Origin of the sequence: Thioclava sp. ES.031, assembly GCF_002563775.1 — a bacterium.
In the GTDB taxonomy this organism is placed as follows: Bacteria; Pseudomonadota; Alphaproteobacteria; order Rhodobacterales; family Rhodobacteraceae; genus Thioclava.
Genome location: NZ_PDJO01000001.1, coordinates 1861307 through 1885538, shown reverse-complemented (window position 1 = coordinate 1885538; position 24232 = coordinate 1861307). Strand labels below are relative to the sequence as shown.

Sequence of the window (24232 nt, the reverse complement as noted above, 5' to 3'; positions counted from 1 at the left end):
ATGCGCCGCGTAACAATTTCCGATTTTACCACTGAAGAAGACGGCATGATCACCCAGCTTTCGCTATTCTGGACGATCCTGTTCCTCGGTGTGGGCAGCCTCGCGCTCGACGTCTCGAATGGCTATCGCGAGCGGGCTCAGATGCAGGACGCGGCCGATGCGGCGGCGCTCGGCGCGATGTATCTCTCTTCGGACCCGCTGATCACCAAAGACGAGGCGAAGTCTCGCGCCGCCCAACTGGCGCATTCCAACCTCGGCTCGGATGACGCGACCTCGGTCATCACCAGCAATGACGTGACCTTCGGCTATTACGACACGACCAACAATCGCTTCCGCACCGAGTTCAGCACCGATCTCGACCTGAACCCGGCGGTCCGCGTCATGGCGCATCGCAACACCGATCGCGCGAACGCGACACCGACCTTCTTCGGCAGGGTGATCGGGCAGAACGGTTGGCAGATCAACACCGGCGCCGTGGCGGAGGCCTATCAGCCCGCCTGCCTCACCGAAGGTCTGGCCGCGAAAGGCGTGATCGACCTGCAATCGGGCAACAGCTTCGCGTCCGGCTTCTGCCTCTATGCGGCGCAATATGTGTCGCTGAACCAGAACAACCTCTTCGAGAGCGGCTCGATCGTGTCGATGCCCGACACCAGCAAGCTCGACATTCCCGCCTCGGGCTTCAAGCAGAATGACGGGCTGCAAGAGGCGCTGCGCACCTCTTTCTACAAGCTGCGCGTGCTCGACCGGATTCCGAAAATCATCGACTCCATGCGGGACGGCACCGGCTACCTGCCGGCCTATATCACGAACAGGACTCCGACCGTCCTCAACGGGACGAAGCTTGAAACCACCGATTTCACCCCCGGCAATCTCTATGTGCTCGACTGCAATTCGAGCGTGACGATCTCGGTGCCGAACAAGGTCGACGACACTGTGACGACCGATCCGAGCGTGCTCTCGGAAGTCGCGGTGATCGCGAGTTGCCCGGTGAAATTCGGCAATGGCGTCGCGCTCGAAAACGCGATCTTCGCGAACACTTCGACCGACGATCGCAGCTTCTCGGCTCCGCAGGGGCTGCGGATCGGGCGTAACGACAATTGCGCCCCCGATGGCGGCGCGAAGCTGATCACGATGGGCGGTGTCTCCTCGGCGGCGAAAATCTCCTTCTACGGCGGTCAGATCCTCGCAATGAAGGATGTGAGCTTCTCGGCGCAGGCCGACGGGATCGAAGGCGTCGCGATCGTCTCCGGTGGCAAGATCGACGGCACCTCGAACTCGCGCTTCGGCCATTGCGACACCGGAATGGAAGGCAATATCGAGATGAGCTACTTCCGGCTGCGGATGTAACCGTCTTGCAGCGAGCCCCCAGTCGCGCAAAGCGCGATTGAAACGGTGCGCACAAGATGGGATAGGAGAGGCTAGGTTATCGCCGCTCCTGTCTCATCCGCTCCGAGGTCGCCATGCAAGATCGCGCCGCTTCCGCGCAACCGCACCCCCTGCCGCGCGTCGTCGCAATCGGTTTCAACAAATGCGGCACGCGCTCGCTGGCCGAGCTGTTTCGCGCCGCGGGTCACCCCACCGTTCACCACAAGATCCGCGAAGGCCGACCCGTGCCGCGCCGCATCGGCCGGGTGATGCGCGAAAACCTCGCCGCCGGGCGCAAGGTCTTTGCCAGCGCCGAGGATTTCACCTTCTATTGCGACCTGATCTACAGCGACGGCACGGCAACCTGGGAAGGTGCCACGGCCTTCCGCGAGATCCTGCGCGACTATCCCGACACGATCCTGCTTTTGAACTTCCGCGACCGCGAAGGCTGGATCGCGTCGCGCCTCAAACATGGCCATGGCGAGTTTGCCAAGCGCGAACTCGCGGCACGGGGGCTGACCGATCTCGAGGAGCTTAAAGGTCAATGGCGCGCGGAATGGGATGCGCATCTGGCCGATGTGCGCGCCTATATGGCCGACAAGCCGGATCAATACGTGGAGTTCGATCTGGATCACGACAACGCCGACGACCTCGCAGCCCGCCTGCCCGCCTATGGGCTCGATGCGGCGGATCTGCAGGATATCGGACGCACGCGCGGCAAGAAGATGCATCCGCTCAAGCGCTTGGCGAAAAAGCTCAACGCCCATCTGCGGCCGCGCTTCTTCCGATAAAGGACCCGCCATGATCCTCAGCCACGCGCATCGCTTCATCTTCCTGCACAACCGCAAGACAGCGGGCAGCTCGATCTCGGTCGCGCTCGCGCGCTATCTCGGGCCCGACGATCTGCAACTGAGCGCCATCGTCGAGACCCTGCGCGAGGGCATCCCGCTGAGCGCACGCGTCTTGCGCGAAGCGAACCGTCAGATGAACGGCACGCTGCCGCTGTTTCGAATGTTGGGCACACAGCAATACGGCCGTGCGGTCACCCGCGCCATCGACCACGCCTACCGCCCCAGACTGGGTCGCAAGCCACCGCACAGCCCCGCCGCGAGACTCGCGCAGGTCTTCCCGGAAGAATGGCGCGATCACACGAAGTTCTGCGTCGTGCGAAACCCTTGGGACAAAACCGTCTCGGACTATTTCTGGCGCATCAAGGGCAAGAAAAATCCACCCACTTTCGCGGCTTATGTGAACGCCCTCGCGGCCGGAGACGATCTCGGCGGCATCGTGCCACTGGAGTTCCACGACAATTGGCCGCTCTACACGATCGACGGCCAGATCGTTGCCGATCATGTCATCCGCTATGAGGCCCTGACCGAGAGCCTGCACGAGACGCTCTCGGCCATCGGCATCGACTGGGATGGCTGGCTGCCCCATGCCAAGGGCAACACGCGCAAGAAAGGCCCCCGCAAAGGCGATTATCGCAGCCAATATGATGATGAGAGCGCCGAGATCGTGGCCCGCCTCTACGCACCCGAAATCGCCGCACACGGCTACAACTTCTGAGCCTCCCCCCATTGCCCTTTTCCATGCCGAAAGGGTAAGGAGGCCACAAAAGGGAGACGGGGACCGTGATGAAGAAGCAGATCATCTGTATCCGATGGGGCGAGAAATACGGCGTCGACTACGTCAACCGTCTCTATGCGATGGTCGCGCGCCATGTGACGCCGCCCTTCGATTTCTACTGCTTCACCGACACGTTCGAAGGGCTCGATCCTGGTATCACCGCGATGCCCCTGCCCGAACTTGATTGCGACATGCCCAATGTGCGTCAGGGCATCTGGGGCAAGTCGCGGCTGTGGCGCTCGGATCTGGGTGGGCTATCGGGGCCGGTGCTGTTTCTCGACCTCGACGTGGTCGTGACCGGCAATCTCGATGCGATGTTCGAGTACGGCGACCCCGACGACGTGATCCTGACCCGCAACCCGAACACCCCGTTCGAGCGGCTGGGCCAGACCTCGCTCTACCGTTTCCCGATCGGCAAGCTTGCACCGCTGCGCGAGGAATTCCTCGCCGATCCGCAGGGCACGGCGGAGAAATACGTCTTCGAGCAGCGTTTCGTGACGCGGCGCACGCCGGGCGGCGTGAAATTCTGGCCGAAAGGCTGGGTCGCGACCTTCAAGTGGCATTGCATCCGGCTATTCCCGATCAATTTCTTCGCGCCGCCGAAACTGCCGAAAGATGCGAAAGTCGTGATCTTCCCCGGCGGGTTGAACCCGATCGACGCGATCGAGGGGCGCTGGAACAGCCGCTCGACCCATATGGCGCCGATGGAGCATGTGAAGGCGGGCCTGCGCGGCGAGCGGGACGGATCGATGCTCCGCCACCTGCGCCACTTCCTCTGGCCCACGAAATGGGTCGAGGAGAACTGGCGCAAGGATTCTTAACCGGTGATCCCGAGGCGCGCGGCCAGATCGCGGGCGCGCGTATCCTCGACCGTATCCGCCTCTACGCTGTTCACCGTGCGCATCACCTTGCGCCGATAGGCCTCGCGCTTGGCCACAAGGTTCGGCCCGCGCGCGATCTTGGCCTCCAGATCGGCTTTCGAGCGCGTGTAATAGTGGTTCAGCTGCACGGCGGCTGTGGAATAGAACTCAGGTTTGTCGCGCGCGCTCATGTCGGATTTCACCCCGGCGTCGTTCCACGTCGTCTGCCCGTCCTCGGTCTCCATCGAGTGGACGCGCAGCGCCGTCAGGCGGCACGGATCGACGAGCATCTTGAACGCCCGCAGCCCCGGCGCATCCCCCATCGGATCGCGCGCACGGGTGGTGAAATTGGCGAGCATCCCGCCCTCGGGCGTTGTCTCATGGCCGGAGAAGCCGAACATGTGCCACGGCAATGAGACATTCGGGACATCGCCCAGAGGCGCAAGTGCGGCGTTCAGATCATCACCCGCCGTGGGGATCAGAAACTCGTCCACGTCGATGAAGGCCATCCAGCGCACGTCACTCCCGAAATTTCCTGCCGCATGGGCATAGGCGAGCACCTGATTGTGGATCTCGCGCCCCAGCCGGATGTCGCTGAGCCGCTGTGCCCAGGGGATGATCGTCAGCGCCGCGGGTGGTAGCGCGCCTTGCAGCACCGCGCGGGTCTCATCCGTGCTCGCATCGTCGTAGATCACGAAATGCCGCACGCCTGCCGCATGGTGGAACCGCACCCATTCGCCGATGAACCGCGCCTCGTTGCGCACGATCGCGGCGATGGCGATGCCGTGACGGTCCGGACGCGGCTCGGGCGTGGTGATCCCGAGCTTCGAGATTTTCGCCCGGCCCAGAAGTTTTCGCAGCATTCGCGCCTCCCGTCCGAGTCACGAACGGGACGCCCCCGCTCAGTCGTCGGATTTGTAGCTGTAGCGGTAGTTATAATGATATTGGTAATGGCCGCCATAGCGCTCGGTCGCCTCGGCCTTGAAGCCGTTGAGGACCGCACCGGTAATCGACGTGCCCGCCGCCTCGAAGCTCGCCTGCACCGCGCGCACCGCGCCCTGCATGGTCTCGAGATGGCGCGCGATCGCGATGCTTGCGCCCACGGAGCGTCCGATCACCACCGGATCGGTCACGGCCAGCGCGGGCGGCGCATCGATGATGATCAGGTCGAATTCGCCGTCGAGCTGTTTCAGCATGGTGCCGAATTCGGCCCGCATCAGCAGCTCGGACGGGTTCGGCGGGTAGCGGCCCGAAGTGATGACCTTCAGCCCCTCGACCGGCCCGTCGCGCATTACCTCCGCCAGGGATTTCTCATGGCCGAGATAGTCGGACAGGCCTTCCACCGTTTTCGGCAGATGCAGGAAGCGCGCGAGGTAGCCTTTGCGCATATCCGCATCGATCACGCAGACCTTCTGCCCCGCCTGCGCCGCGACCACGGCGAGGTTGATCGACATGAAGGTCTTGCCGACGCCCGGCGCGGCAGAGGTGATCTGGATCGAGTTGGTCTGCGCATCCAGCAGCCCGAAATGCAGCGAGGTGCGCAAGGAGCGCAGCGCCTCGGTCGCGACCGAGTCGGGATGTTCGAGCGCGAAGATCGGCAGGTCGCCCTTGCGGTTGCGCAGATCGGCGGCTTCCTGAGCGAAGGGCACGGTTGCGAAGACCGGAAGGCCGAGCGCCTCGATCTCTTCGGCACCCTTGATCCCCCGGCGCAGCGCGCGACGGATCAGCACGATGGCCGCCCCGATGATCAGGCCGAGGATGGCTGCAAGGGCCACAATCCGCGATTTGCGCGGCGCGACCGGGATCGTGCTCGCATAGGCTTTGTCGATCACGCGCACCGAACCCACCGTCGAGGCGCGCACGACCTTCAGTTCCTGCGAGCGGTTCAGCAGCTGCGTATAGACCTGCTGCGCCACTTCGAGATTGCGCTGCAGGTTGAAGATGTCCTTCTGCGTCTCCGGCAGACCTTGGGTCGCCTTCTTCGCCTGCTCCAGCTGCGCCTGCAGCTCTTTGCGGTTCTGCAGCAGCGCCTGATAGGCCGGGTGATTGACCGTGTACTGGTTCTTCAGCTCCGCCTCTTTCAGATCGAGCGCGGAGAGTTCGCCTTCGATCTTGGTGACGCGCTCCAGCAGGGCCTGGGTCTCGTATTTCACGTCGACCGACTTTTGCTTCTGACGATAGGCATTCAGCGCCTGCTCCGCGTCGGACACGTTCTGGCGAGCGTCCGGAAGCTGCTTTTCGATGAAGTCGAGGCTGTTCTCGGCGGAGGCCGAATTGCGTTCGATATTCTGCTCCACGAAGGAAGCCGCAATCGCGTCGAGGATCGCCTCGGCCCGTTGGCGGTCGGAGTCCTGATACGAGGTCTGAAGGATGTTCGAGCCGCGCGGGCTTTCGGAGACCGAGAAATTCGCCTTCATCGTCTTGATCGCGGCGTTGAGAGACTGCCGCCCGACGAAGAATTCCCGTCCGGCCGGCGCATCCATCGACGCCACGGCCAAGGTGAAATCGCCATCACGCGCCGTGATCTCATGGCCCACCGTGCCCGCGAGATCGGTCCCGTCCGGCAGCGTGACTTCATAGCTATCCGCACCGGTGACGCGCAGGTCGATCATCTCGCCCAGCCATTGCTCCGGCACCTTCATGCGCCCGATCTGAAGGCTCTCATTGCCCCATTGATACTGATCGAGCAGTCCCGGGTCCGGCAGATGCAGATTGGTCGGCAGCATACCGATCACCGGCAAGCGCTGCGGGATCACGAAGTTCTGCAGATTGAGCTTGTTGGCCGCCTCCCCCAGAACGAGCCGCGAGGACATGATCGCGATCTGGGTTTCCGCCTCCGATTTGCCGCCACCGTCGCTGCCGAGAATGTCCTGCATCGAGGTCGGCAGCGCCGCCAGCGCGTTTTGCGATTGCTCGAGCTGCAAAAGCCCGGTGGCCTGATAGATCACCGGTTTGCGGAGCGCGATGAAGGCACCGAGGATCACGGCGACGACGAAGGCCAGCGCGATCCATTTCCAGCCCGCCAGAAGCGCGCCGGCCAGCGCCATCAGGTCGATCTCGTCATCCTCGACCTCCGGCTGCGCGGCGTGTCTCTGCGTAATCTCGGAAATTTGCTTCATCTGTCCCGCTCAAACTCTCAAATTCTTATTCATACCCGTGCGCATGCAGCCGTCACACGGATCAACCTTTCGGCGCGAGACGTGAGACCCAGGCCTCGCTCGCGGCGGAAATTTCGGTGAAGGCCTTGCGATGGGCGTCGATCGGTTCCCGGTAGGGGTCGGCGATCCCTTTGCCCCCCATCCACTGATCGAACAGCATCACCCGCCCGCCCAGTTGCGGCGCCCGGCGCGAAATCTCGCGCTTGTGGCCTGCCTCCATCACGAGGATCAACTCGTGCTCGGCACCGATCTCGGCGGTGAACTGGCGCGCAACGTGACCGTCGAGGCTCAGCCCGTGTTCCGTACAGACCTCGGTCATGGTCTTGTCCGCACTCGCGCCGACCACCGCGCCGATGCCCGCCGAACTGACCTTGCAGTCCGGCAGCGCCGCGGCCAGAAGCCGTTCGCCCACCGGGGAGCGACAGATATTGCCGACACAGACGACGAGGATGGATCCGACTTTCGCCATGGATCAGTTCGCGAGCGCGGAGGCCGCGCGCGCCGTGCTCAGCGTCGGAAGGATGTTGGAGACCACGCGGTTCCATTTCGCGACCGGTGCGGTCGTGACATAGACGACGTCCTGCGGATGCAGGAAGAATTTCGTGCCGACCACATAGGCCGCCGCGCTCGAGGTATCGAGCTGGAACACGACCACCCCGCTCGGCGTGTCGCGGAACACGAAGACACCGCGCGCATCGGCCTGATTGGTCTTCAAGCCACCGACGGAGGTGACGGCTTCGGTGAGGCTCACGTCATCCTTGGTCAGGTCGATCGGACCGGGGGTCACGAGCTGACCCAGCAGATAGGCTTCGAGCTTCGTCGCGCGCTGCACCGAGACGACATCGCCATTGCGCAGCACGGGGTTGTTCGAGGCGATGCCCTGATTGAGGAAAGCCTGCAGATCGACCGCGTAGCTGCGACCGCCACGGCGAACGAGCACCTGGCGCGCATCGGCCGTCTCATTCAGACCGCCCGCCTCGTTGATCGCATCGAGCAGCGTGAGCGACTTGGAGGTCAGCGGGATCCGCGCAGGCTTGCCCACCTCGCCGGTGACGGAGACGGTCTGCGAATTGTAGCCCACGACGCGCACCGACACCTGCGGCGAAGGAATGAATTCCTTCAGCTGGCGCGAGAGATCGGCGCGCACCTGCTCCGGCGTGCGGCCCGCGGCGCGCACATTGCCGACATAGGGATAATAGAAGGTGCCGTCCGAATTGACGCGCAAACCGCCCTCGGCCGGCGTCCGGGTCGACCCCGCAGGCGAGGTCAGCTCGGGATGCTCGTAGACCACGATATCGAGCAGGTCGCCCGGCCCAATCCGGTAGTTCCAGTAGCCGTTCGACGGCAGCGTGGTCCGCCCGCCGCTCAGATCGGACGGCGCGCCGAAGGTGGCGACGTTGGCGAGGCTGAGCCGCACGATCGCGACATCGCCCGCCGCCGGATCCTCTACGGAACTGACATTGCGGGTGTTGACCGGGAAGTTCGTGGTCGAGGTGTCGCAGGAGGCCAAAAAGAGCAACGCGCAGAGCGCCGCAAAAATCCTCGTCATTGCCCCCATCGTGCCCTCCTGAGCCTCATAATCTGCGTATCAGACCCGCGCCTCCGCCAAGGCAGCGGGGACAGGTTTCATCTAGCGCCTCTGAATAGAGAAGCTGTCGCTGTTTTCAACCATCCATTCATACTTCGACACGAATCGTTCTCCAAGTCACTCAACCTAATGGCGAGCATCTTGAGTGGCGCAAATGCATGCATTCCGCCTCATCCCGCAACAAACGAACGCGACGCCGGGTCAACTCAAAGTCTCAAAAATCCGTGAGCGAGTTTTTTTGCCAGCATTCTCCTAAAGCGTGTCAAAGGACGTTGACCCCCGGGAATTAACTTCTGTAAGTCATTAAGCAGAGTATCCGTACGATTATCATTATTTTTTACTATGTCGTGTTAGCAGAAAATTAATGTCTGCCGCCACGATACTAAATTTTTTGCCTGGGGGCAGAGTATGGTTGGCCTTGAATACGTTGTGACGGCTTTCGTGGCGTCGCTATTAATGGCGGTTCTGATTGTTGCAACAAAAAGTTTTCATGGCAAACTTACGCTCGACGGCGATCACGGTATCCAGAAAATCCACGCGGCCCCGACGCCACGTATCGGTGGCTTCGCGCTCCTCGCAGGCGCGTTGGCTGCGGGTCTGACGCTCGATGCGCAGACGCAGGCGCTGTGGTGGACGATCTGCCTCTGCGCGATTCCGGCATTCGGCTCCGGCGCGATCGAAGACATCACCAAGAAAGTGTCCGCCAAATGGCGCCTGATCGCCACCGTGTGCGCAGGGCTGATCTTCTGCCTCGTGTCCGGCTATCATATTCATCGCTCGGATATTCCCGGCCTCGACTACCTGCTGCTGCACTACCCGGCGTTCGGCATCGCGCTCAGCGCCATCGCGATCGGCGGGATCGCAAATTCGCTCAACATCATCGACGGCGTGAACGGCCTCGCCTCGGGCACCGCGATCATCGTCTTCTCCGCCTTCGCAGTGATCGCCGGGCAGACCAATGACGGACCGGTTCTGGCGATTTGCCTTCTGATGATCGGCGCGATCGCGGGGTTCTTCGTGATGAATTTCCCTTCCGGGAAGCTGTTTTACGGCGATGCCGGGGCCTATGCGACGGGGTTCGTGCTCGCGGTGATCGGCATTGTCCTTCCCGCCCGCAACCATGAGATTTCACCGCTGATAGCCGTGCTCGCACTCTCCTATCCGTGGATCGAAACCGTCGTTTCGATCCGGCGTCGAATGAAGCGGGACGGCACGCACCCTGGGGCTGCGGACCGCCTGCATCTGCACAGCCTCGTCTATCGCAGCCGCGCGAAGAGAATCGCCGAAACGATCGGGCGCCCGGAGATGCGCAATCCAATCACCTCGGTCGTCCTCTGGTCGCTGAGCTTGATCGCGTGTTCCATCACCGTGCTCAGCGCGACCGTGCCAGCGGCGCTTGGCGCGGGCGTTGGCCTGGTCTTCGTCTGCTATGTGCTGATTTATCGCCGCGTCGCGCTTGGCAGCAAGCTGCGCCGCGCATTTGCGACAGCGCGCCGCGAACGGGTCGACATCTGACGCAAAGCGCGCGCGGCGTTTCTGCACGGGTCTCGAACGGTGGAGCCGGACGCAAATGGGCGCGTTAAGTCTTACCTATCCCGCGCGGATCGGCGCCCGTCACCACCTCGCCGGAGCCGAAACCGGCCCGAGCGATCTCTAAATTATGCCTCTTCGCGGCACGGCGCTTCATCCTGCATCGGCGAGACGCTCTCGCACAGCATCATCCAGGCCAAAGCCGCGAGGGGGAAAATCACGAGTCCCGTCAGCATCGCTTCCTACCCCAATACTGAAACATCCTTCACATAAGTGTCATATCACATCTCGCGCGCATCGGCACGAAATTAAATTGCGTGAGGCGCTATCTATTTGGACAGTTTTCCAGCGCACGCTTGTACTTAGGCGGAATCAAAAAGGCCTCGCGAAACGCGAGGCCTCTCGAAAATCGCGGATCGAACCGATCAGTTCGTGCCGTTGGTCCCGTTGGTACCATTGGTACCGCCGCCGCTGCCCATCGCAGCCGCCCCGAGGCCGACACCGATGATCACCCCCGCGACCGGGGTAGCGCCGCCAAGGGTGCTCTTCGTCGCCTTCGTCGACTTCGTCGACTTCGGCGTGCAGGTCACGGCGACGTTCCCGTCGGCGTTGTAAACAGCGTCAGAAACGGCCGTTTCACAAACGTTATTGGCTTTTGCCCAAGCGACGAGCGCGTCATGGCTAAGATTGGCCGGCGCGCGCAGGTCCTGCGCCGCGCCCGGAAGGGCACCGGCAAGAGTGGCTGCCACTACAACGGCACCCGTAAAGAACTTCGTCATCGAAACCTCCGATCAGGTTGGGATAGGTAAGACACGGTAATCTTACATTAATCTTTTGGTGAACCATAGGGTTAATTGGTCCCTGAGGTACACCCGATTTAGTTGAGCACACCGATTGCGATCTGCCCCACAGTGGGGGAAACCCACTGCCGCCCGGCTTGGATCAGTCCCGATTTATCGGTCCAATATATATTGGTGACGGCCATCGCCGGATTGCGACACTGTTCTTCGTGGCGCAACAATTTTAACCCCACGAGCGTTTCGTTTCCGACCGTGCTCATGTCGCACCCGAGGAGCACATAGTCCGAATGATTATCCGCCGTAAGGAAGCGGTAGGTCCGGCGATAAGGGCCGATTTTCGTGCCGCGAAGAGCGGCGAGCGTCGGCTCGGAATCCGCAGCCATCAGATCATCGCCCAGGCCCCGGGTCGCGACCACCACGCCACGATCGACCGAGACGGTGATGTGATCGTCGGTCCGCCAAGTCTCGACCGTGCCGTTACGCCCCGCCAGAGACAGGACCGCATTCGCATCGCGCGACGGGATAACCACCTCGAGCCCGCGCGCAGGAGCGGTCTGCGTCACCACTTTCACGCTGACGCCCTCGCCCTTCGCCGGCGCGGTTGGCACGGTCGCGCCCTGCCCCGCGGAGCGGCTGCCCGACAGCGTCACGGTATGGCTCAGATTTTCGAGCTGCGCACAGCCCCCAAGCGCCAGCAGCGCCGCACCGAAAACGAGTGATCTCATCGCCAGAACCGCTCCCAATTGCCGTCGAAGGAGGCGGGCTGATCCTCGCGCACCATCCCGTAAAGCCGGTTCGACACCCCCAGCCGCGCCCCGCCATCGCGCACGATCGGCTGGATCACCGTCGAATAGCGCTGCTTCGTCGTTTGACCCGTCGCCCAGTGCAGCGGGATCGTGATCATGAAGCCCTTGTCAAAGGAGCCCTCGCCGAAATCTGCCGAGGACACATCGGTCTTCGTCGCATAGACGCCGACCTTCCAGCCATTGTTGAAAACGCGCGAGAAGCTCAGCGTCGCCCCCCAGTCGCCCGCCAGATACCGGCCCACATCGAGCTGCGTATAGAACTGGTCGGTGAACTGATAATAGGCCGACAGATGGCCCGTCGTGACCTCGTAATCGCGCAGATCGAAGCGCTGGTCATAGCCGCGCTGGCGCACCCGGTTCAGCTCGGCCCCGAGCGCGAGGCGGCTGTGCTCCGGCGCCCAGAGCAGCTCGGTCGAGACGCCCGCGAACATCGGTTCCAGGTAACCGGCGGTCACACGCCCGAAGAGATCGCGACCGGGACGGAAGAAATAGGCCCCCGTCAGTTCGGGAACCGTTGGCCCGGATCCTTTGTAATAGAGCCACGCATCCGAGCGCACATGCGGCAGCACCGAGTCCGAGGGCCGGTTCGCCTGATTGAGATTGCCGATCACCTTCTGGTTCACGCGCCCGGACAGCAGCAAGCCCGGCGCGATCTCGTATTGCGCATTGACGCTCACACCCAGATCGGCGCGCAACGGATCGTCGGGATCGAACAGGCCCGGGCGCAGATACGGCCCGACATTCCACGAAAACCGCGGATAGGCGCCCGGTGCAACCGGAAGCTGTACGGGCGCGCCATCGATCTGGGCATGCGCGCGCATCAATTCGCCGCCCACAGGGTGGAATTCGTAGGCCTCGAGGTCATCGCGGCGGATCGTCGTGGTCGAGACTGGCTGCGAATTTTCCGACAGGGTGATCGCGAAGCGGTCGACGCTCGCCGGGGCCTGCGCACTCAGCACCCGCGCGGCGCGCCCGATCGCCTCGGGCGGCGCGTTGTAGCGATCGTTGCGGATCTGGATCGCGAGGGTGGAGCCGCTGAGCTTCGCGCCTTCCAGCACGAGGCCTTGCTGCGCCAAGCCCGGGCGGAGCTTTGCTGCGAGATAAGCGGGATCGTTCGTCCAGCTTTGCGCCGCCTCGACGCCCGCGCGCGGCACGACCGGCGGCGGCGCGTCGTTGAGCCCGCTCGGATGCGCGTTGTGTTTGGGGTTCAGCGCATAGCTCAGCTGCACGCTCAGATCGGTGCCGTAGAGATAGCCCGCCGTAATCGAGGCGTTGTCGCTGAGCTTGTATTGCGCCGCAATGTTGATCGGGGATTTGCGATCGAAGGTCGGACCATCCTCGCGCGTATAGGCGTCGGAGGAATATTCCGCCATCAGGCGCAACCGGTCCGTAGCCTGCCACTCGACGCCCGCAAACAGCGCGGCATCCCCTGTAAACCATTGCTGTGGCTGGAAAGTGCCGCCCTGCGCGCCAGTGCGTTCGCCGCGTGTCTTGAAGTGATCGCCCAGCACGCCCAGCGGATTGTCGAAGCCGTTATTCGACCCAAGCCGCCCCCAGCCGATCCCTGCCGTCGCGCGCAGTTTCGGCGAGATCGACTTGGTCGCGACGACATATTCCCCGGAATAAACTCCGGTGCCGGTCATGTCGTTGATGCCGAAGGCCATCGCGGGCCGGATCCGACCTTCGTCGAGGAAACGATATTGGATCGAGAAGCTGCGATCGTAGAGCGTATCGCCGCCCATGTAGTTCTTGATCGTCGAATACCGGAAGCCTGCCGACAGGCGCGGCGTGATCTGGAACGCGGCCGAGACGCGGGTTTGTCCTGCGAAGGTGAAGACGTTGAAGCCCAGCTCCGCATCCTCGCGGCTACCGGCGACAGGCATGTCGATCAGGCCGGGGATGCCATAGCTGTTATAGCCCCACGCGCGGTCAGCCGATTGCGCGCAGACGGGGCCAAACCCGACCCCTGCGAGCGCGCTGCTCGCCATCGCGAGGAAGAGGAAACGGGAGCGGTAGGGGCGCACCAACATGTGTGTAGAAATCCGGCTCGGTCACAATCAGTTGGAGACCTAGCAGAGAGTCGCACTCCTCCGAAACGCGAATTCATGCTTTCGTAAGGAGATGTCGCAGATTTGCACAGTTGGGCGGCGACGCATCGCCGAGCGGTCCGCTATTCGCCGGCCAAGCGCATGTAGACGTCTTCGTATCGGATGATGTCATCCTCGCCCAGATAGGCGCCGGTCTGCACCTCGATCAGCACCATCGGCAGCTTGCCGGGGTTCTCGAGCCGATGCGTCTCGCCGATCGGAATGTAGACGGATTCGTTTTCCGTCACGAGGCGGGTCTCGTTTCCCAGCGTCACCAGCGCGGTGCCTTGCACGACGATCCAATGCTCCGCCCGGTGGTGATGGCTTTGCAGGCTCAGCGCCGCGCCCGGCTTTACCGTGATCCGTTTGACCTGAAATCGGTCGCCGGTCACGAGGCTCTCGAACCAACCCCAGGGTCTGTGATCGCGTGGCAAATCCGTGGCTTGCGCGGCGTTTCGCGCCTTGAGCGCACTCACCGCCGCCTTCACGTCCTGCGCCCGCGAGCGATGCGCGACAAGCACCGCATCGGGCATCGCCACCGCGATCACGTCCTCGACCCCGATCCCGACCATCTCGATGCGCGGATCTTCGGAACGCAGCAGGCTGTCGCGGCAGTCGATGGCCGTCGCGGGTCCAGAGAGCGTCACCCCATCGGGGCGCGAGGAGGCATGAGCGCGGCGCACCGCTTCCCAATCGCCAAGATCGGACCAGCCCGCCTGCACCGGCATGACCGAGACGGTCTCTGCCCGCTCCATGATCGCGTAATCGATGGAGATGTCGGGGGCGTCGCTCCATGCCTCCGGATCGAGGCGCAGAAATCCCAGATCGGCGCGCGCCGCGGCAAAGGCTTTTTCAACCGGAGCGAGAACCGTTGGCGCATGGGTTCGGGCTGCCGCGAGGATTGCGCCCGCCGAAAACAGGAACACCCCGGCATTCCATAGGTAATCTCCGCTCTCATACATCGCGCAGGCCTGCGCGATGTCGGGTTTCTCGATGAACCGGACCAAAGGCACGACGCCCTGCGCATCTGCTTCCCGACCGGGTTCTAGATAGCCATACCCCGTTTCCGCGCGGTCGGGCGTGATGCCGAAAGTCACCAGCCGCCCTGCCCGCGCCGCTGGCTCCGCCGCCGCGATCGCGTGCCGAAACCCGTCTGGATCGGCGATGACATGATCCGACGGAGCAACCAGCATCAGCGCCTGCTCCCCGGCCTTTTGCGCGACCCAAAGCGCGGCCGAGAGTATGGCCGGCGCGGTATTGCGCCCCTCCGGCTCGAGCATCACCGCGCCCGGGTCGATCCCGGTATCGGCAAGCTGCTCCGTCGCAATAAAGCGAAAATCGGACTGTGTCAGGACCACGGGGGCCGCGAACCCCTCGCCTGACAGCCGTTCGGCCGTGGCCTGAAACAGCGTCTTTGGGCCAGTCAGTTCTGCGAATTGCTTCGGGTAGCTACGCCGGGACAGTGGCTAGAGCCGCGTGCCCGATCCGCCCGCGAGAAGAACCGGAGTGATCATGTGCATCCTCCCCAAATCAGCGGCAGATTTTCTGCCCTCCGCGAGCCTGGCACAGGCATCCCTAACGCGAGGTTAACTTCGGCTCGAACAACCTAAGCGCGCACGTTTTCGCGCAGGTTCGCCTTGTTTGATTGACTTTTCGCGCCCGATCCCTCAGCCAATACGGGCGCAATCCGATTGAACAGAAAGCCCTTTCATGACCGATCAAAGCCCGGCCCGCGCGTGGCATGTGGCCCAGTTCAAGCCCAACAGCGCCGCGATCGCCCGGCGTAATCTGGAGCGGCAGCGGTTCGAGATATTCCTGCCGATGGTCGAGACGACGCGTCGCCAGTCGGGCAAATTCGTGACCCGCAGCGCACCTCTGTTTCCGGGCTATCTCTTCGTGCGCGAACAAGAGAAATCGGCGCGTCTGGGTGCGGTGAACGGCACGCAGGGGATCACGCGGCTCGTGGCGCTCGCGGGCCGCCCGACGCCGGTCCCCAATGCGATGATCGAGGCGCTGCGCGCGCGCTGCGATACGCAAGATCAGCTGCAGCCGCTGCCGGATTACGCACCCGGCGACGAGGTCACGCTGGCGACCGGTCCCTTCGCGGATTTCGTGGCGACGGTCGAAAGGGTCGATGCCGAGAAACGGGTCTGGCTGCTGCTGGACTTCATGGGCCGCGAGACCCGGATCAAGGCGACATCCGACGCTTTGATCTGAGGCCCGCAAGCCAGCGCGACAGCTTAGCCTTTGTGCTGCTCATAGGCGGCCAAGGCGCGCGCGCGTCCCTCTTTCAAATCGATCAGCCGTTCGGGGTAATCCTGATCCGGCGACAGATGCCAACTCTCTGGGATCGCTTCGAAATAATCCGTCGCCGTCTCGGGCGGGTTGGCCTGACCCTCGGCGATGAAATCCTTCCGGTAACGCCCGTCCTTGTCGAATTTCTCGAGCTGCGTCTCGGGGTTGAACACGCGGAAATAGGGCGTCGCATCCGGCCCCGGCCCGGCCACCCATTGCCAGCCCATCGCGTTGCTCGCCGGGTCCCAATCGATCAGGCAATCCTGAAACCAGCGCAGCCCCACCCGCCAATCGGTCATCAGGTGCTTGCTGAGATAGGAAGCCACGATCATGCGCGCGCGGTTATGCATCGTGCCGGTGACATACATCTCGCGCATCGCGGCATCAACGAAGGGCTCGCCGGTCATGCCGCGCCTCCATGCCTCGGCGTCGTTATTGTCGCGCCGCCAGTCGAAACCGTTCCACTCCTCGCGCCAGTTACGCTCGGCCATATCGGGCCAGTGGAAGAACAGGTGCCACGCGAATTCGCGCCAGACGAGCTCTTTCAGGAAGGTCTCGGTGCCTTGATTGCCCTCCGCCATCTCGCGATAGCCGGCGTGCCAGATCGTGCGCGGAGAAATCTCGCCATAGGTCAGGTTCTCAGACAGGCCCGAGGTGCCGCCCGAGGCGGGAACATCGCGCTGCGTCTTGTAGTCGGAGAGGCGATCGCGCAGGAAATTCGACAGCCGCGACTGGGCGGCGCGCTCGCCGACATTGACGTGTTTCGCCACGATTGCCGCACCGCGCCGCATCGCCGCGCCCATCTTCCAGTCGTCCAGCTTTTCACTGTCAGGCCAAGCGTTTGGAGCACGAAGTTCAGACACCGTCTTAACTTCCGGCGGGATGTTCGTGCCCTTCACCGCGTTCCAATAGGGCGTGTAGACCTTGTAGGGCCCGCCCGTTTTCGTCTCCACGGTCCACGGCTCAAACAAGAGATGCCCGGTGAAGCTCTTTGCCTCGATTCCATCCTCGGAGAGCGTGGATTTCACCTCCGTATCGGTCTCCCGGCCCGGCTTGTCGTAGCGGCGCGACCAGTAAACCGCGCCCGCCCCCGTCTCCTCGATCAAGCCGCGCAGGACCTTCAGCGGCGCGCCTTTGCGCAGGATCAGCTGCGAGCCTTTCTCCGCGAGGCTCTCCGCGAAGGCCTCCACGGCAAGGCCGAGCCGCCATTTCGCCGCCGCCCCTAAGGCTTCGACCTGGTCGTCATGGATGAAGACCGGGATCACCGGGGCACCGGTCTTCGCGGCCGCCGCCATCGCCTCGTGATCGTGGAATCGGAAGTCGCGCCGCAGCCATAACAGGACGGGGGTGTCACTCATGCTCGTCTCCTTTGCCTCCCTCTCCCTACGCGCAGCGCCCGATCCGGTTCAGTCGCGCCTAAATTTTCCGCATCTGCCCCGCCTGACCATAGCGTCGCACCTTCAAACCCGGCACGTCTGCCTATCTGCCGTGCAAATGCCTCTTGCGAGGGCGAAAAAGCCGCTCTAGCGTTTTCACAAAACGAACACAAAACAGGGAAAATACAATGAAGACTTCTGCTCTCCTTCTGGCGGGGATCGCCGTGGCTGCACTGAGCGCCCCGGCCCGCGCCGCCGATCCGGACCTGACGATCTTCGATTGGGCCGGTTTCGAGATTCCGGGGCTTTTCCAGCCCTATATCGACAAATACGGCGACAGCCCTACCTACGCTTTCTTCGGCGATGACGACGAGGCCTATCAGAAACTCGCCTCGGGCTTCAAAGCAGACGCGGCGCATCCCTGTTCGCAGATGATCTCGAAATACAAGGATGCCGGGCTGATCGAACCCTGGGACGTCTCGAAGATCCCGGAATTCAAGAATATCGACCCCAAGTATCTGAATTCGAAAATCTTCGTCGATGACGACAAGAACGTCTGGTATCTGCCGACCGACTGGGGCGCGACCGCGATCGCCTATAACCCCGACAAGGTCCCGGCCGAAGATGTGGCGAGCCTCAATGTCTTCATCAATCCGAAATATGCGGGCCGCACCTCGCTGCCCGACAGCTCGGACGATGTCTGGGCGCTGGCCTATCTCGCGACCGGCGTGACCGACTGGACCAATGTCACCGACGAGCAGTTCCAGGCCGCCGCCGACTGGCTGCGCGAGGCTAACAAAAACGTCCAAAGTTACTGGACCGACCCCTCGCAGCAGGCCCAGCTGATGGCCTCGGGCGAGGTACTGGTCGCGTGGTCGTGGAATGACGGCGTCGCCTATCTGCAGGACGACAACTACCCGGTCGCCTTCCAGCGCGAGGCGAAAGAGGGCTCGTCGACCTGGTTCTGCGGTTTCGTGAACCTCAAGGACGGCCCCGGCTCGGAAGAAAAGCTCTATGATTTCATGAACGCTTGGCTGCGCCCCGATGCGGGTCCGGTTCTGGTCGACGAGATCGGCTACGGTCACACCAACACCGAAGCGATGAAGCTGGTGCCGGAAGACCAGCTCGAGACCGCGGGCCTGACCCCGATCAGCGCGCCGGTCCTCGCGCAGACGCCGAACTCGCCGGAGCTGCGCGAAAAGCAGCTCGCCGAGTTCGAGAAAATCAAGGCTGGCTTCTGATCCCTGCGCCGAATACATCACAGCGAAGGGCCGCGTCTGACGCGGCCCTTTTTAATTGCCCCCCTCGCCCTAGCTGCGTGCAACCGACCATTTGAGACAAGTTATGATCCTTAACGCAGCCATTATCTTTCTCGCCCTGATCGTCCTTGCCGCGATGTTCCTGCCCCAGCTGCGCGACCGCCCGAAATGGCGCGCGATGGTGACGCCGCTGGCGTCGATCATCGGCTCGGGGTTTCTGGTGCTGGGACCGATCCTCGAGGTGCGCTACGGCAGTTTCGCCCCGCTCGCGATGGCGGCTTTGTGTGGTCTGGGGTGGTTTTTCGGCGCGGCGGTGCGCGCCAATATCCGCGCCGAGGACGTGCCCGACACGCCCGTCATCAAGCGCATCGAAGAGGTTGCGCAGCTGGCGCTCGCCTTCGCCTATGTCATCTCGGTCGCCTATTATCTGAACCTGTTCGGGGCTTTCGCCGTTTCGCTCACGCCGTGGAACACGGATTTCGCCGCCCGCGCGGTGACGACGACCGTGCTCGCCGTGGTCGCGATCGCCGGGTTCTCTGGCGGGTTCAAACGGCTCGAACAGATGGAATATGCCTCGGTCGCGCTTAAACTCGCGATCATCGCCGGGTTGATCCTCGGGCTCGCGGTCTATTTCGGAAAGGTCGCCGTCGCCGGCGATCTGGTGATCGATGCGCCGACGCTGGGGCCCTGGGACTCGCTGCGGCTGCTCTTCGGCCTGATCGTGACCGTGCAGGGGTTCGAGACCGCGCGCTATCTGGGCAAGAGCTATGACGCCGACACCCGGGTCGCCGCGATGAAATGGGCGCAGATGCTCGCGACCGCGATCTACATGGTCTATATCGCGCTGCTGGCTTACATCTTCACGCCCAACGCCCATAACCTGACCGAGACCGCGATCATCGACATGATGCGCGTCGTCGCTCCGATCCTGCCCGCGATGCTGGTGGCTGCGGCGCTGGCGGCGCAATTCTCGGCCGCCGTGGCCGATACCGGGGGCGCGGGCGGACTGATCGCGGAGTTCTCGCGCGGGAAAATCCCGCAAAAAGCGGCCTATCCGGTGTTGATCGGCGCAGGGATCGCGCTGACCTGGACGACCGATCTGTTCCAGATCATCTCCTACGCGTCGCGCGCCTTCGCGGGCTATTACACGCTGCAGGCGGTGCTCGCCGCGCTGCAGACCGAGGGCACGAAGCGCTACGCGTTCTGGGCGCTCGCCGCTTTGGGGGTGGCGATCACGCTTCTCGGCATTCCGGCGGAAGGCGACTGATACGCAGGGACGCCGCTCCTTAACTTTCGGAAAGCGCCTGCGCATGCAGCCGTGCATCGAGCGCGTAGTAATCGCCGATAAAGCCGCGAATATCGTCGGCCAGGAACGCCTCGTAGGGTGGCGTGCGCGCGCCCATCCACTCTCCCGGAAGAGCATCGGAGAGATCATGGATCGCCCCCCCGCGCGCCTTTTGCGCGGCATTGGTCAGCCCCAACCGGATGTCGCGAAGCTCTTCGGGCAGGCGACCCCGCAGGAAGCTCTCGAAACTCTCGATCTTCTCCAGCGCGAACAGCCGGTCCCAGCGGCGATTTTGCAAATAGCTCCACTGTGCGGCCCAATGGCTGTCCTGCACCTCGCGCGCGGTGGCGTTGATGTAGAAACAGAGCTGACGAAAACTCAATCCGCGTTCGATCATCTCGCGGTCCGGATCGCCCCCGCCCGCGAAGAACGCGTAGACCGGGCGCGTATGATGCAGCACCGAGTCCTGCATTCGGTTGCGCCCGAACTTGTCGCAATAACAGCTCACCAACCGGTCGACGGGATCGCGCAGCAGCGCGACCGAGACCCAGTCCGGCGCGTGATCGACGCGGTCGCGCGCGGCGAAAGCCCAATGGCGCGCCTGCATCCGGCTTTGCCCGGAATCGAGCCAGTAATGCGACATGCCGGGTTCGGGCCGCCCGTCGCCGACCAGTCGGAGCGCCCAATCCTTGACCGAGGTATTGGCGACCTTTGCAATCGGGCAAAACACAGCCTTCGCGGGCGCAATATATAGCATCGCGCCATCATATTGGCTGCGATCGTGATCGCGCAGCAGCCGCGCCTTGCGGCGATATTCCTCCGATCCCCGCAACTCTCGTTCGACATCGGCGACGCTCGCGCGCCGCTCCTTCAACGCGTTCTGCGCCGCTTCTTTCGCGGGCCGCCCGAGATAGGCCTGAAACAAGGTGTCGATCGCGGCGGGCGTGGCCTGCATCTGCGCGGCGAGATCGGGATCGGCAAAGGCGACGGTGTGCGGAGGTAAATCTTTCATGCGGCGAGACTTTCGTAACGGGAGATCAACGGCGCGAGCTGCGCGGGCCAGCCATATTGCGCCACTTCTTCCGGGCGGCGCTGCGAACCTATCGCGCCGGTCATGGCATCGCGCAGCAGGCGGCGGAACTGCTCCGGGTCGTCTGCGACATGCACGCCACTGAGGCGTTCCGCCTCTTCGAACCCGCGCATTGCGGGGCGCATCGCGACCACCGGTTTGCACGACAAAAGCGCCTCGGCGGTTTTGAGATTGGTGCCGCCGCCCTCGGTGATCGGCAGGCAGATGGCGCGGGCGTGATGCAGAAGGCCGCTCAAGGTTTCTTCCGCCACCACGCCAAGCGGCGCGACGAATTCCGCGTTCATCTGCGCATACCGGCGGAAGCGGTCGTCGGCGGTGATCAGATGGGTCATTCCGCCCGCCACGGCGAGGCGGCTGCGCGGTGGCAGGAAACCGGGAATTTCACCGAAAGACGCCCAATAGCCACGCGCGTTCGGCGGATGGGCGGAGCCCGCGACAAGCGCGTAGGGTCCATCGAGTGGCGCGGACGGGACCGTTTCGGGATCGGGCGCCCAGCAACCGTTTGGCGCCACGACCACCTCTGTCGCGCCCGGCAGACCGGCAAAATGGCGGGCATCGGCCTCACAGACCGCGACGGTGAGATCGGCCCTCGCGACGAGCGCGGCCTCGAGCGCCTCAGCCTCCGCCCGCCAATGCGGATCGATCAACGCGGCCTCGACGTTGTGCGCGGAATAGACCAGCCGGGCGCGGCGCAGGACCGGATCGCGGTCCAACGCCTCGGCAAAAAGCGGATAGAGCCAGGGATGTTCGAACTGCACCGCATCGGGGGAAAAATCGCGCAGCTCCCTGATCAGGCCTTCGATCAGCGGATGATCTTTGAGCGTGTCGGAGAAATGGAGATCCTCGCGGCGCTGCGGATCGTGAAGACGCGGCAGCAGCGCCTCCGGCACTGCCGTGCGGCGCTCATCAGGCGAGCCGTCGGGATAGCCGCGGGTCGAGTAGATCGGGACGTAGCGGAAGATGTGGCCCGCCGCGCGCGCCTGCCGGGCGATGGCCGCGACCCGGCGTTGGCCGCCATGCAGCGGGCGGTGGATCGGGTAATGACCCAAAGCTGCGATCTTCATGCGGCATCCTCGCGATAGGGGATCGGCTGGCGCTTCTGGTGCGGCCATGTAGGGTCGCGCGTGGAGGTGTCATCGCCGGCCGCGTCGAACCCGGCGGTGAGCGCCGCTCGGAAATCGGCCCATCTTTGCGGCGTGAACCGCTCCGCTCGCGCACAGGCCGCGCGATAGGCCGCCGCGTCTTCCATCAGCGCCTCAGCCCGGGCAAGCCAGCGCTCGCCCTCAAAAAAACCCGATCGCCTCCGCGCAGCCCTCCGCCGCTTCGATCAAGGCGGGCGCGTCAGATGTCAGACAGGGTTTGCCATGCAGAAGCGACTCGACGACCGGGAGCCCCCAACCCTCGTAATGGGACGGGTAGATCGTGTAGCGGCAATGCGCATAGAGCGCCTGCAGCTCGGCGTCGTCGACATCATCGAGGATGCGGATCGCGCCATGCGGCAGGCCGGGATCCGCGCGCACCATGTCAAGCAGCGGGCCGATCGACCAGCCGGGCTGCCCGACCCAGACCAGCGGCATGATATGGTCGCGGCGCGCAGCCAGTTCGCGCCAGAGCCGATAAGCGAAATCATGGTTCTTGCGTGGCTCCTGCGTGCCGACCATCAAAACGTAGCCCCCAGGCTCCAGATCACGATGTGCGAAGAGCCCCGCGAGATCGCTGGCGGGCGCGGTCTCGCGCAGCGCGTCCGCGCCAAGCGTCACGACGCGCACTTTCTCCGGTGGCAACTCGGGATAGCCGCAGCGGGCGGCATGGGCGAGCAGATCCCGCCGCGTCACCTCTGAATTCGTCCAGACCCGATCTACCCCCCAAAGCATCCAATGCAGCGCGGGCGGAAAGGTCTTGCGCGTCGTGGGTTCGGCGACATGCCCCCAAAGGATCGGGATAAGGTCATGAATGTAATAGCTCAGCCGCCACCCATGAGCCGCCCGCATCTCATAGGCGGCCCGGTAGCGCGCATCGCCCCAGAACCCGCCGGCAGAGACATACTCGCCCACCTCTTCCGGTGCGATCCGATTTCGCTCCGCGCAGATCTGGTCGTGGACCGTATGCACCAGCCCGTAATGCGCCCGGTGATTGAGCGCATCGAGCGCCCGGATGCGTGGCGCAATCCCCGGGGCGACCCGTTCCAGAGCCACGAGCCCACGGCGCATCAGGGCAAATTCCTCACCGCTCAGCCGCAGCAATTCCTCCGCCACGGTACTCTCGCGGCGCACACGGGTTTCGGCCTCGTCGTATCGCCCGCCCTGCCCGACAGCCCGCATCCGACGCCGGGCGCGCCAGAAAAACCGGCCGATCCGCGCCCAGGAGCGCCAGCGCCGCGGCGCGGTGAGCGCGCGTGAAGGGACCTCCGGCTGACAGCCGTTCCGAAAGATGACCTCCTCGAAGATCGCCTGCGGGATGCGGTAAAACCCGCCGCGCGCCGCGTCATAGATCACCGGCACCGCGCGCGCCCCGAACCGGGCCGCAAACGCCCGCCAGACCTCATGCTCCACCCGCAAGATACCCATCGGCCGCCAATGGCGGAACTGATAGCTGGTGCTGAGATCGATCAGGATCGACTTGTCGCGCATCGCGCCCCTCCGTGGCCAGTTCTTGACCCGACTCGAGCTATAGCGCACGGCAAGTTCACGTCCGGTTAATGCGCATCCATCCCATCCGACGCCTTGAAGCGCCCCGATCTTCCCCCTATATTCCAAGACGTTCCCGGCAACGGGGACTATGGGCATAAACGCGCATGTAATAAGCGGATCGGACCCGGGGGCGGTACCCGGCGGCTCCACCAATCAACCCTCGTTGGGGGAGAATGGGGCCGAAATAGGATCGACGAACGTGTAAAGATGTTTGCTTTGTCCCGGTGAGCTACCACCGTTATCGGTGCGATTTGTACAGTTGCCAACGACAACCGTGCTCCGGTCGCTCTGGCTGCGTAAGCAGCTCGGGTAACCGAAACTTAACTCCTTGCGCTTAGCCGCGTAAGGCGGGGCCCGCAGGAGCCTTGCAACAGAATCCTGCACTTTCCCCCCTCTTTTTTGCGATGCGACCGGCGT

At 63.5% G+C, this 24232-nt stretch carries 21 protein-coding genes and 1 other RNA gene; 9 read left to right on the top strand and 13 right to left on the bottom strand.

Annotation, left to right across the window (positions count from 1 at the left end):
- The 4 genes from AXZ77_RS09095 to AXZ77_RS09080 all read left to right on the top strand — a co-directional run bounded on the left by AXZ77_RS09095 (position 1) and on the right by AXZ77_RS09080 (position 3812).
- Complete coding sequence (locus AXZ77_RS09095) at positions 1-1347, top strand: pilus assembly protein TadG-related protein (RefSeq protein ID WP_098410905.1); 1347 nt, start codon at positions 1-3, stop codon at positions 1345-1347.
- A 113-nt stretch (positions 1348-1460) separates the two neighbouring features.
- A complete protein-coding gene (locus tag AXZ77_RS09090; RefSeq protein WP_098410904.1) occupies positions 1461-2156 on the top strand; it encodes a sulfotransferase in 696 nt (231 codons plus the stop codon).
- A 10-nt stretch (positions 2157-2166) separates the two neighbouring features.
- A complete protein-coding gene (locus AXZ77_RS09085) occupies positions 2167-2931 on the top strand; it encodes a sulfotransferase family 2 domain-containing protein (protein WP_098410903.1) in 765 nt (254 codons plus the stop codon).
- A 68-nt stretch (positions 2932-2999) separates the two neighbouring features.
- Positions 3000-3812, top strand: coding sequence for a glycosyl transferase (locus AXZ77_RS09080; protein ID WP_098410902.1), 813 nt, complete (start codon positions 3000-3002; stop codon positions 3810-3812).
- On the opposite strand, the gene AXZ77_RS09075 is transcribed toward AXZ77_RS09080, so the two are convergent.
- The 4 genes from AXZ77_RS09075 to AXZ77_RS09060 form a co-directional block, all read right to left on the bottom strand.
- The gene (locus AXZ77_RS09075) at positions 3809-4714 is read right to left on the bottom strand and encodes a glycosyltransferase family 92 protein (protein WP_098410901.1); all 906 of its coding nucleotides are present in this window, start codon (positions 4712-4714) and stop codon (positions 3809-3811) included. The two genes, AXZ77_RS09080 and AXZ77_RS09075, sit on opposite strands and share 4 nt — an antisense overlap.
- A 39-nt stretch (positions 4715-4753) precedes the next feature.
- Positions 4754-6970, bottom strand: a complete 2217-nt coding sequence (locus tag AXZ77_RS09070; protein WP_098410900.1) for a polysaccharide biosynthesis tyrosine autokinase — start codon at positions 6968-6970, stop codon at positions 4754-4756.
- 61 nt (positions 6971-7031) lie between these two features.
- On the bottom strand, positions 7032-7478 hold the full coding sequence (locus AXZ77_RS09065; protein WP_098410899.1) for a low molecular weight protein-tyrosine-phosphatase: 447 nt from the start codon (positions 7476-7478) through the stop codon (positions 7032-7034).
- A 3-nt stretch (positions 7479-7481) separates the two neighbouring features.
- Positions 7482-8558, bottom strand: a complete 1077-nt coding sequence (locus AXZ77_RS09060; protein WP_098412495.1) for a polysaccharide biosynthesis/export family protein — start codon at positions 8556-8558, stop codon at positions 7482-7484.
- A gap of 495 nt (positions 8559-9053) precedes the next feature.
- Here AXZ77_RS09060 and AXZ77_RS09055 point away from each other — a divergent pair, with 495 nt between their 5' ends.
- Positions 9054-10112 carry a glycosyltransferase gene (locus tag AXZ77_RS09055; protein ID WP_255266449.1) on the top strand — a complete coding sequence of 353 codons (1059 nt, stop codon included), beginning with the start codon at positions 9054-9056 and terminating at the stop codon, positions 10110-10112.
- Between the two features lie 440 nt (positions 10113-10552).
- Here the strand turns inward: AXZ77_RS09055 and AXZ77_RS09050 are convergent, their stop codons facing one another.
- The 4 genes from AXZ77_RS09050 to AXZ77_RS09035 form a co-directional block, all read right to left on the bottom strand.
- Positions 10553-10906: a hypothetical protein gene (locus AXZ77_RS09050; protein WP_098410897.1), complete on the bottom strand. Its 354-nt coding sequence runs from the start codon at positions 10904-10906 to the stop codon at positions 10553-10555.
- 98 nt (positions 10907-11004) lie between these two features.
- The gene (locus AXZ77_RS09045) at positions 11005-11652 is read right to left on the bottom strand and encodes a YjbF family lipoprotein (protein WP_098410896.1); all 648 of its coding nucleotides are present in this window, start codon (positions 11650-11652) and stop codon (positions 11005-11007) included.
- On the bottom strand, positions 11649-13763 hold the full coding sequence (locus tag AXZ77_RS09040) for a YjbH domain-containing protein (RefSeq protein ID WP_098410895.1): 2115 nt from the start codon (positions 13761-13763) through the stop codon (positions 11649-11651). Before AXZ77_RS09040 ends, AXZ77_RS09045 begins: the two co-directional genes overlap by 4 nt.
- Before the next feature lie 140 nt (positions 13764-13903).
- Positions 13904-15283 carry a mannose-1-phosphate guanylyltransferase/mannose-6-phosphate isomerase gene (locus tag AXZ77_RS09035; RefSeq protein WP_255266560.1) on the bottom strand — a complete coding sequence of 460 codons (1380 nt, stop codon included), beginning with the start codon at positions 15281-15283 and terminating at the stop codon, positions 13904-13906.
- A 247-nt stretch (positions 15284-15530) separates the two neighbouring features.
- Between AXZ77_RS09035 and AXZ77_RS09030 the strand changes: the two genes are divergently transcribed.
- A complete protein-coding gene (locus tag AXZ77_RS09030) occupies positions 15531-16037 on the top strand; it encodes a transcription termination/antitermination protein NusG (protein ID WP_098410894.1) in 507 nt (168 codons plus the stop codon).
- A gap of 23 nt (positions 16038-16060) precedes the next feature.
- Here AXZ77_RS09030 and AXZ77_RS09025 read toward each other — a convergent pair whose 3' ends face one another.
- Complete coding sequence (locus AXZ77_RS09025) at positions 16061-17473, bottom strand: deoxyribodipyrimidine photo-lyase (RefSeq protein ID WP_098410893.1); 1413 nt, start codon at positions 17471-17473, stop codon at positions 16061-16063.
- Positions 17474-17679: 206 nt separating this feature from the next.
- Here AXZ77_RS09025 and AXZ77_RS09020 point away from each other — a divergent pair, with 206 nt between their 5' ends.
- Both AXZ77_RS09020 and AXZ77_RS09015 read left to right on the top strand, forming a co-directional pair.
- Positions 17680-18732, top strand: coding sequence for a PotD/PotF family extracellular solute-binding protein (locus AXZ77_RS09020; RefSeq protein ID WP_098410892.1), 1053 nt, complete (start codon positions 17680-17682; stop codon positions 18730-18732).
- A 103-nt stretch (positions 18733-18835) separates the two neighbouring features.
- Positions 18836-20017: a hypothetical protein gene (locus tag AXZ77_RS09015; RefSeq protein ID WP_255266448.1), complete on the top strand. Its 1182-nt coding sequence runs from the start codon at positions 18836-18838 to the stop codon at positions 20015-20017.
- Positions 20018-20036: 19 nt separating this feature from the next.
- On the opposite strand, the gene AXZ77_RS09010 is transcribed toward AXZ77_RS09015, so the two are convergent.
- The 4 genes from AXZ77_RS09010 to AXZ77_RS08995 are packed head-to-tail and all read right to left on the bottom strand — an operon-like array spanning position 20037 to position 23755.
- A complete protein-coding gene (locus AXZ77_RS09010) occupies positions 20037-21047 on the bottom strand; it encodes a sulfotransferase family 2 domain-containing protein (protein WP_098410891.1) in 1011 nt (336 codons plus the stop codon).
- Positions 21044-22189 carry a glycosyltransferase gene (locus tag AXZ77_RS09005; RefSeq protein ID WP_176536003.1) on the bottom strand — a complete coding sequence of 382 codons (1146 nt, stop codon included), beginning with the start codon at positions 22187-22189 and terminating at the stop codon, positions 21044-21046. Before AXZ77_RS09005 ends, AXZ77_RS09010 begins: the two co-directional genes overlap by 4 nt.
- A complete protein-coding gene (locus AXZ77_RS09000; protein ID WP_098410889.1) occupies positions 22186-22374 on the bottom strand; it encodes a hypothetical protein in 189 nt (62 codons plus the stop codon). Before AXZ77_RS09000 ends, AXZ77_RS09005 begins: the two co-directional genes overlap by 4 nt.
- Positions 22375-22408: 34 nt before the next feature.
- Positions 22409-23755 carry a glycosyltransferase family 1 protein gene (locus AXZ77_RS08995; protein WP_098410888.1) on the bottom strand — a complete coding sequence of 449 codons (1347 nt, stop codon included), beginning with the start codon at positions 23753-23755 and terminating at the stop codon, positions 22409-22411.
- 89 nt (positions 23756-23844) lie between these two features.
- On the opposite strand from AXZ77_RS08995, the gene ssrA reads away from it, so the two are divergent.
- Positions 23845-24200, top strand: a transfer-messenger RNA (tmRNA) gene (ssrA, locus tag AXZ77_RS08990).
- Positions 24201-24232 lie beyond the last annotated feature (32 nt).

Bases quoted from the DNA above. Each gene is read 5' to 3' on its own strand.
- AXZ77_RS09065 (WP_098410899.1), bottom strand. From the start codon at position 7,478: ATGGCGAAAGTCGGATCCATCCTCGTCGTCTGTGTCGGCAATATCTGT.
- AXZ77_RS09005 (WP_176536003.1), bottom strand. From the start codon at position 22,189: ATGAAGATCGCAGCTTTGGGTCATTACCCGATCCACCGCCCGCTGCAT.
- AXZ77_RS09075 (WP_098410901.1), bottom strand. From the start codon at position 4,714: ATGCTGCGAAAACTTCTGGGCCGGGCGAAAATCTCGAAGCTCGGGATC.
- AXZ77_RS09040 (WP_098410895.1), bottom strand. From the start codon at position 13,763: ATGTTGGTGCGCCCCTACCGCTCCCGTTTCCTCTTCCTCGCGATGGCG.
- AXZ77_RS09015 (WP_255266448.1), top strand. From the start codon at position 18,836: ATGATCCTTAACGCAGCCATTATCTTTCTCGCCCTGATCGTCCTTGCC.
- AXZ77_RS09010 (WP_098410891.1), bottom strand. From the start codon at position 21,047: ATGAAAGATTTACCTCCGCACACCGTCGCCTTTGCCGATCCCGATCTC.
- AXZ77_RS09080 (WP_098410902.1), top strand. From the start codon at position 3,000: ATGAAGAAGCAGATCATCTGTATCCGATGGGGCGAGAAATACGGCGTC.
- AXZ77_RS08995 (WP_098410888.1), bottom strand. From the start codon at position 23,755: ATGCGCGACAAGTCGATCCTGATCGATCTCAGCACCAGCTATCAGTTC.
- AXZ77_RS09045 (WP_098410896.1), bottom strand. From the start codon at position 11,652: ATGAGATCACTCGTTTTCGGTGCGGCGCTGCTGGCGCTTGGGGGCTGT.
- AXZ77_RS09020 (WP_098410892.1), top strand. From the start codon at position 17,680: ATGAAGACTTCTGCTCTCCTTCTGGCGGGGATCGCCGTGGCTGCACTG.
- AXZ77_RS09055 (WP_255266449.1), top strand. From the start codon at position 9,054: ATGGCGGTTCTGATTGTTGCAACAAAAAGTTTTCATGGCAAACTTACG.
- AXZ77_RS09025 (WP_098410893.1), bottom strand. From the start codon at position 17,473: ATGAGTGACACCCCCGTCCTGTTATGGCTGCGGCGCGACTTCCGATTC.
- AXZ77_RS09095 (WP_098410905.1), top strand. From the start codon at position 1: ATGCGCCGCGTAACAATTTCCGATTTTACCACTGAAGAAGACGGCATG.
- AXZ77_RS09085 (WP_098410903.1), top strand. From the start codon at position 2,167: ATGATCCTCAGCCACGCGCATCGCTTCATCTTCCTGCACAACCGCAAG.
- AXZ77_RS09050 (WP_098410897.1), bottom strand. From the start codon at position 10,906: ATGACGAAGTTCTTTACGGGTGCCGTTGTAGTGGCAGCCACTCTTGCC.
- AXZ77_RS09030 (WP_098410894.1), top strand. From the start codon at position 15,531: ATGACCGATCAAAGCCCGGCCCGCGCGTGGCATGTGGCCCAGTTCAAG.
- AXZ77_RS09070 (WP_098410900.1), bottom strand. From the start codon at position 6,970: ATGAAGCAAATTTCCGAGATTACGCAGAGACACGCCGCGCAGCCGGAG.
- AXZ77_RS09060 (WP_098412495.1), bottom strand. From the start codon at position 8,558: ATGACGAGGATTTTTGCGGCGCTCTGCGCGTTGCTCTTTTTGGCCTCC.
- AXZ77_RS09090 (WP_098410904.1), top strand. From the start codon at position 1,461: ATGCAAGATCGCGCCGCTTCCGCGCAACCGCACCCCCTGCCGCGCGTC.
- AXZ77_RS09000 (WP_098410889.1), bottom strand. From the start codon at position 22,374: ATGGAAGACGCGGCGGCCTATCGCGCGGCCTGTGCGCGAGCGGAGCGG.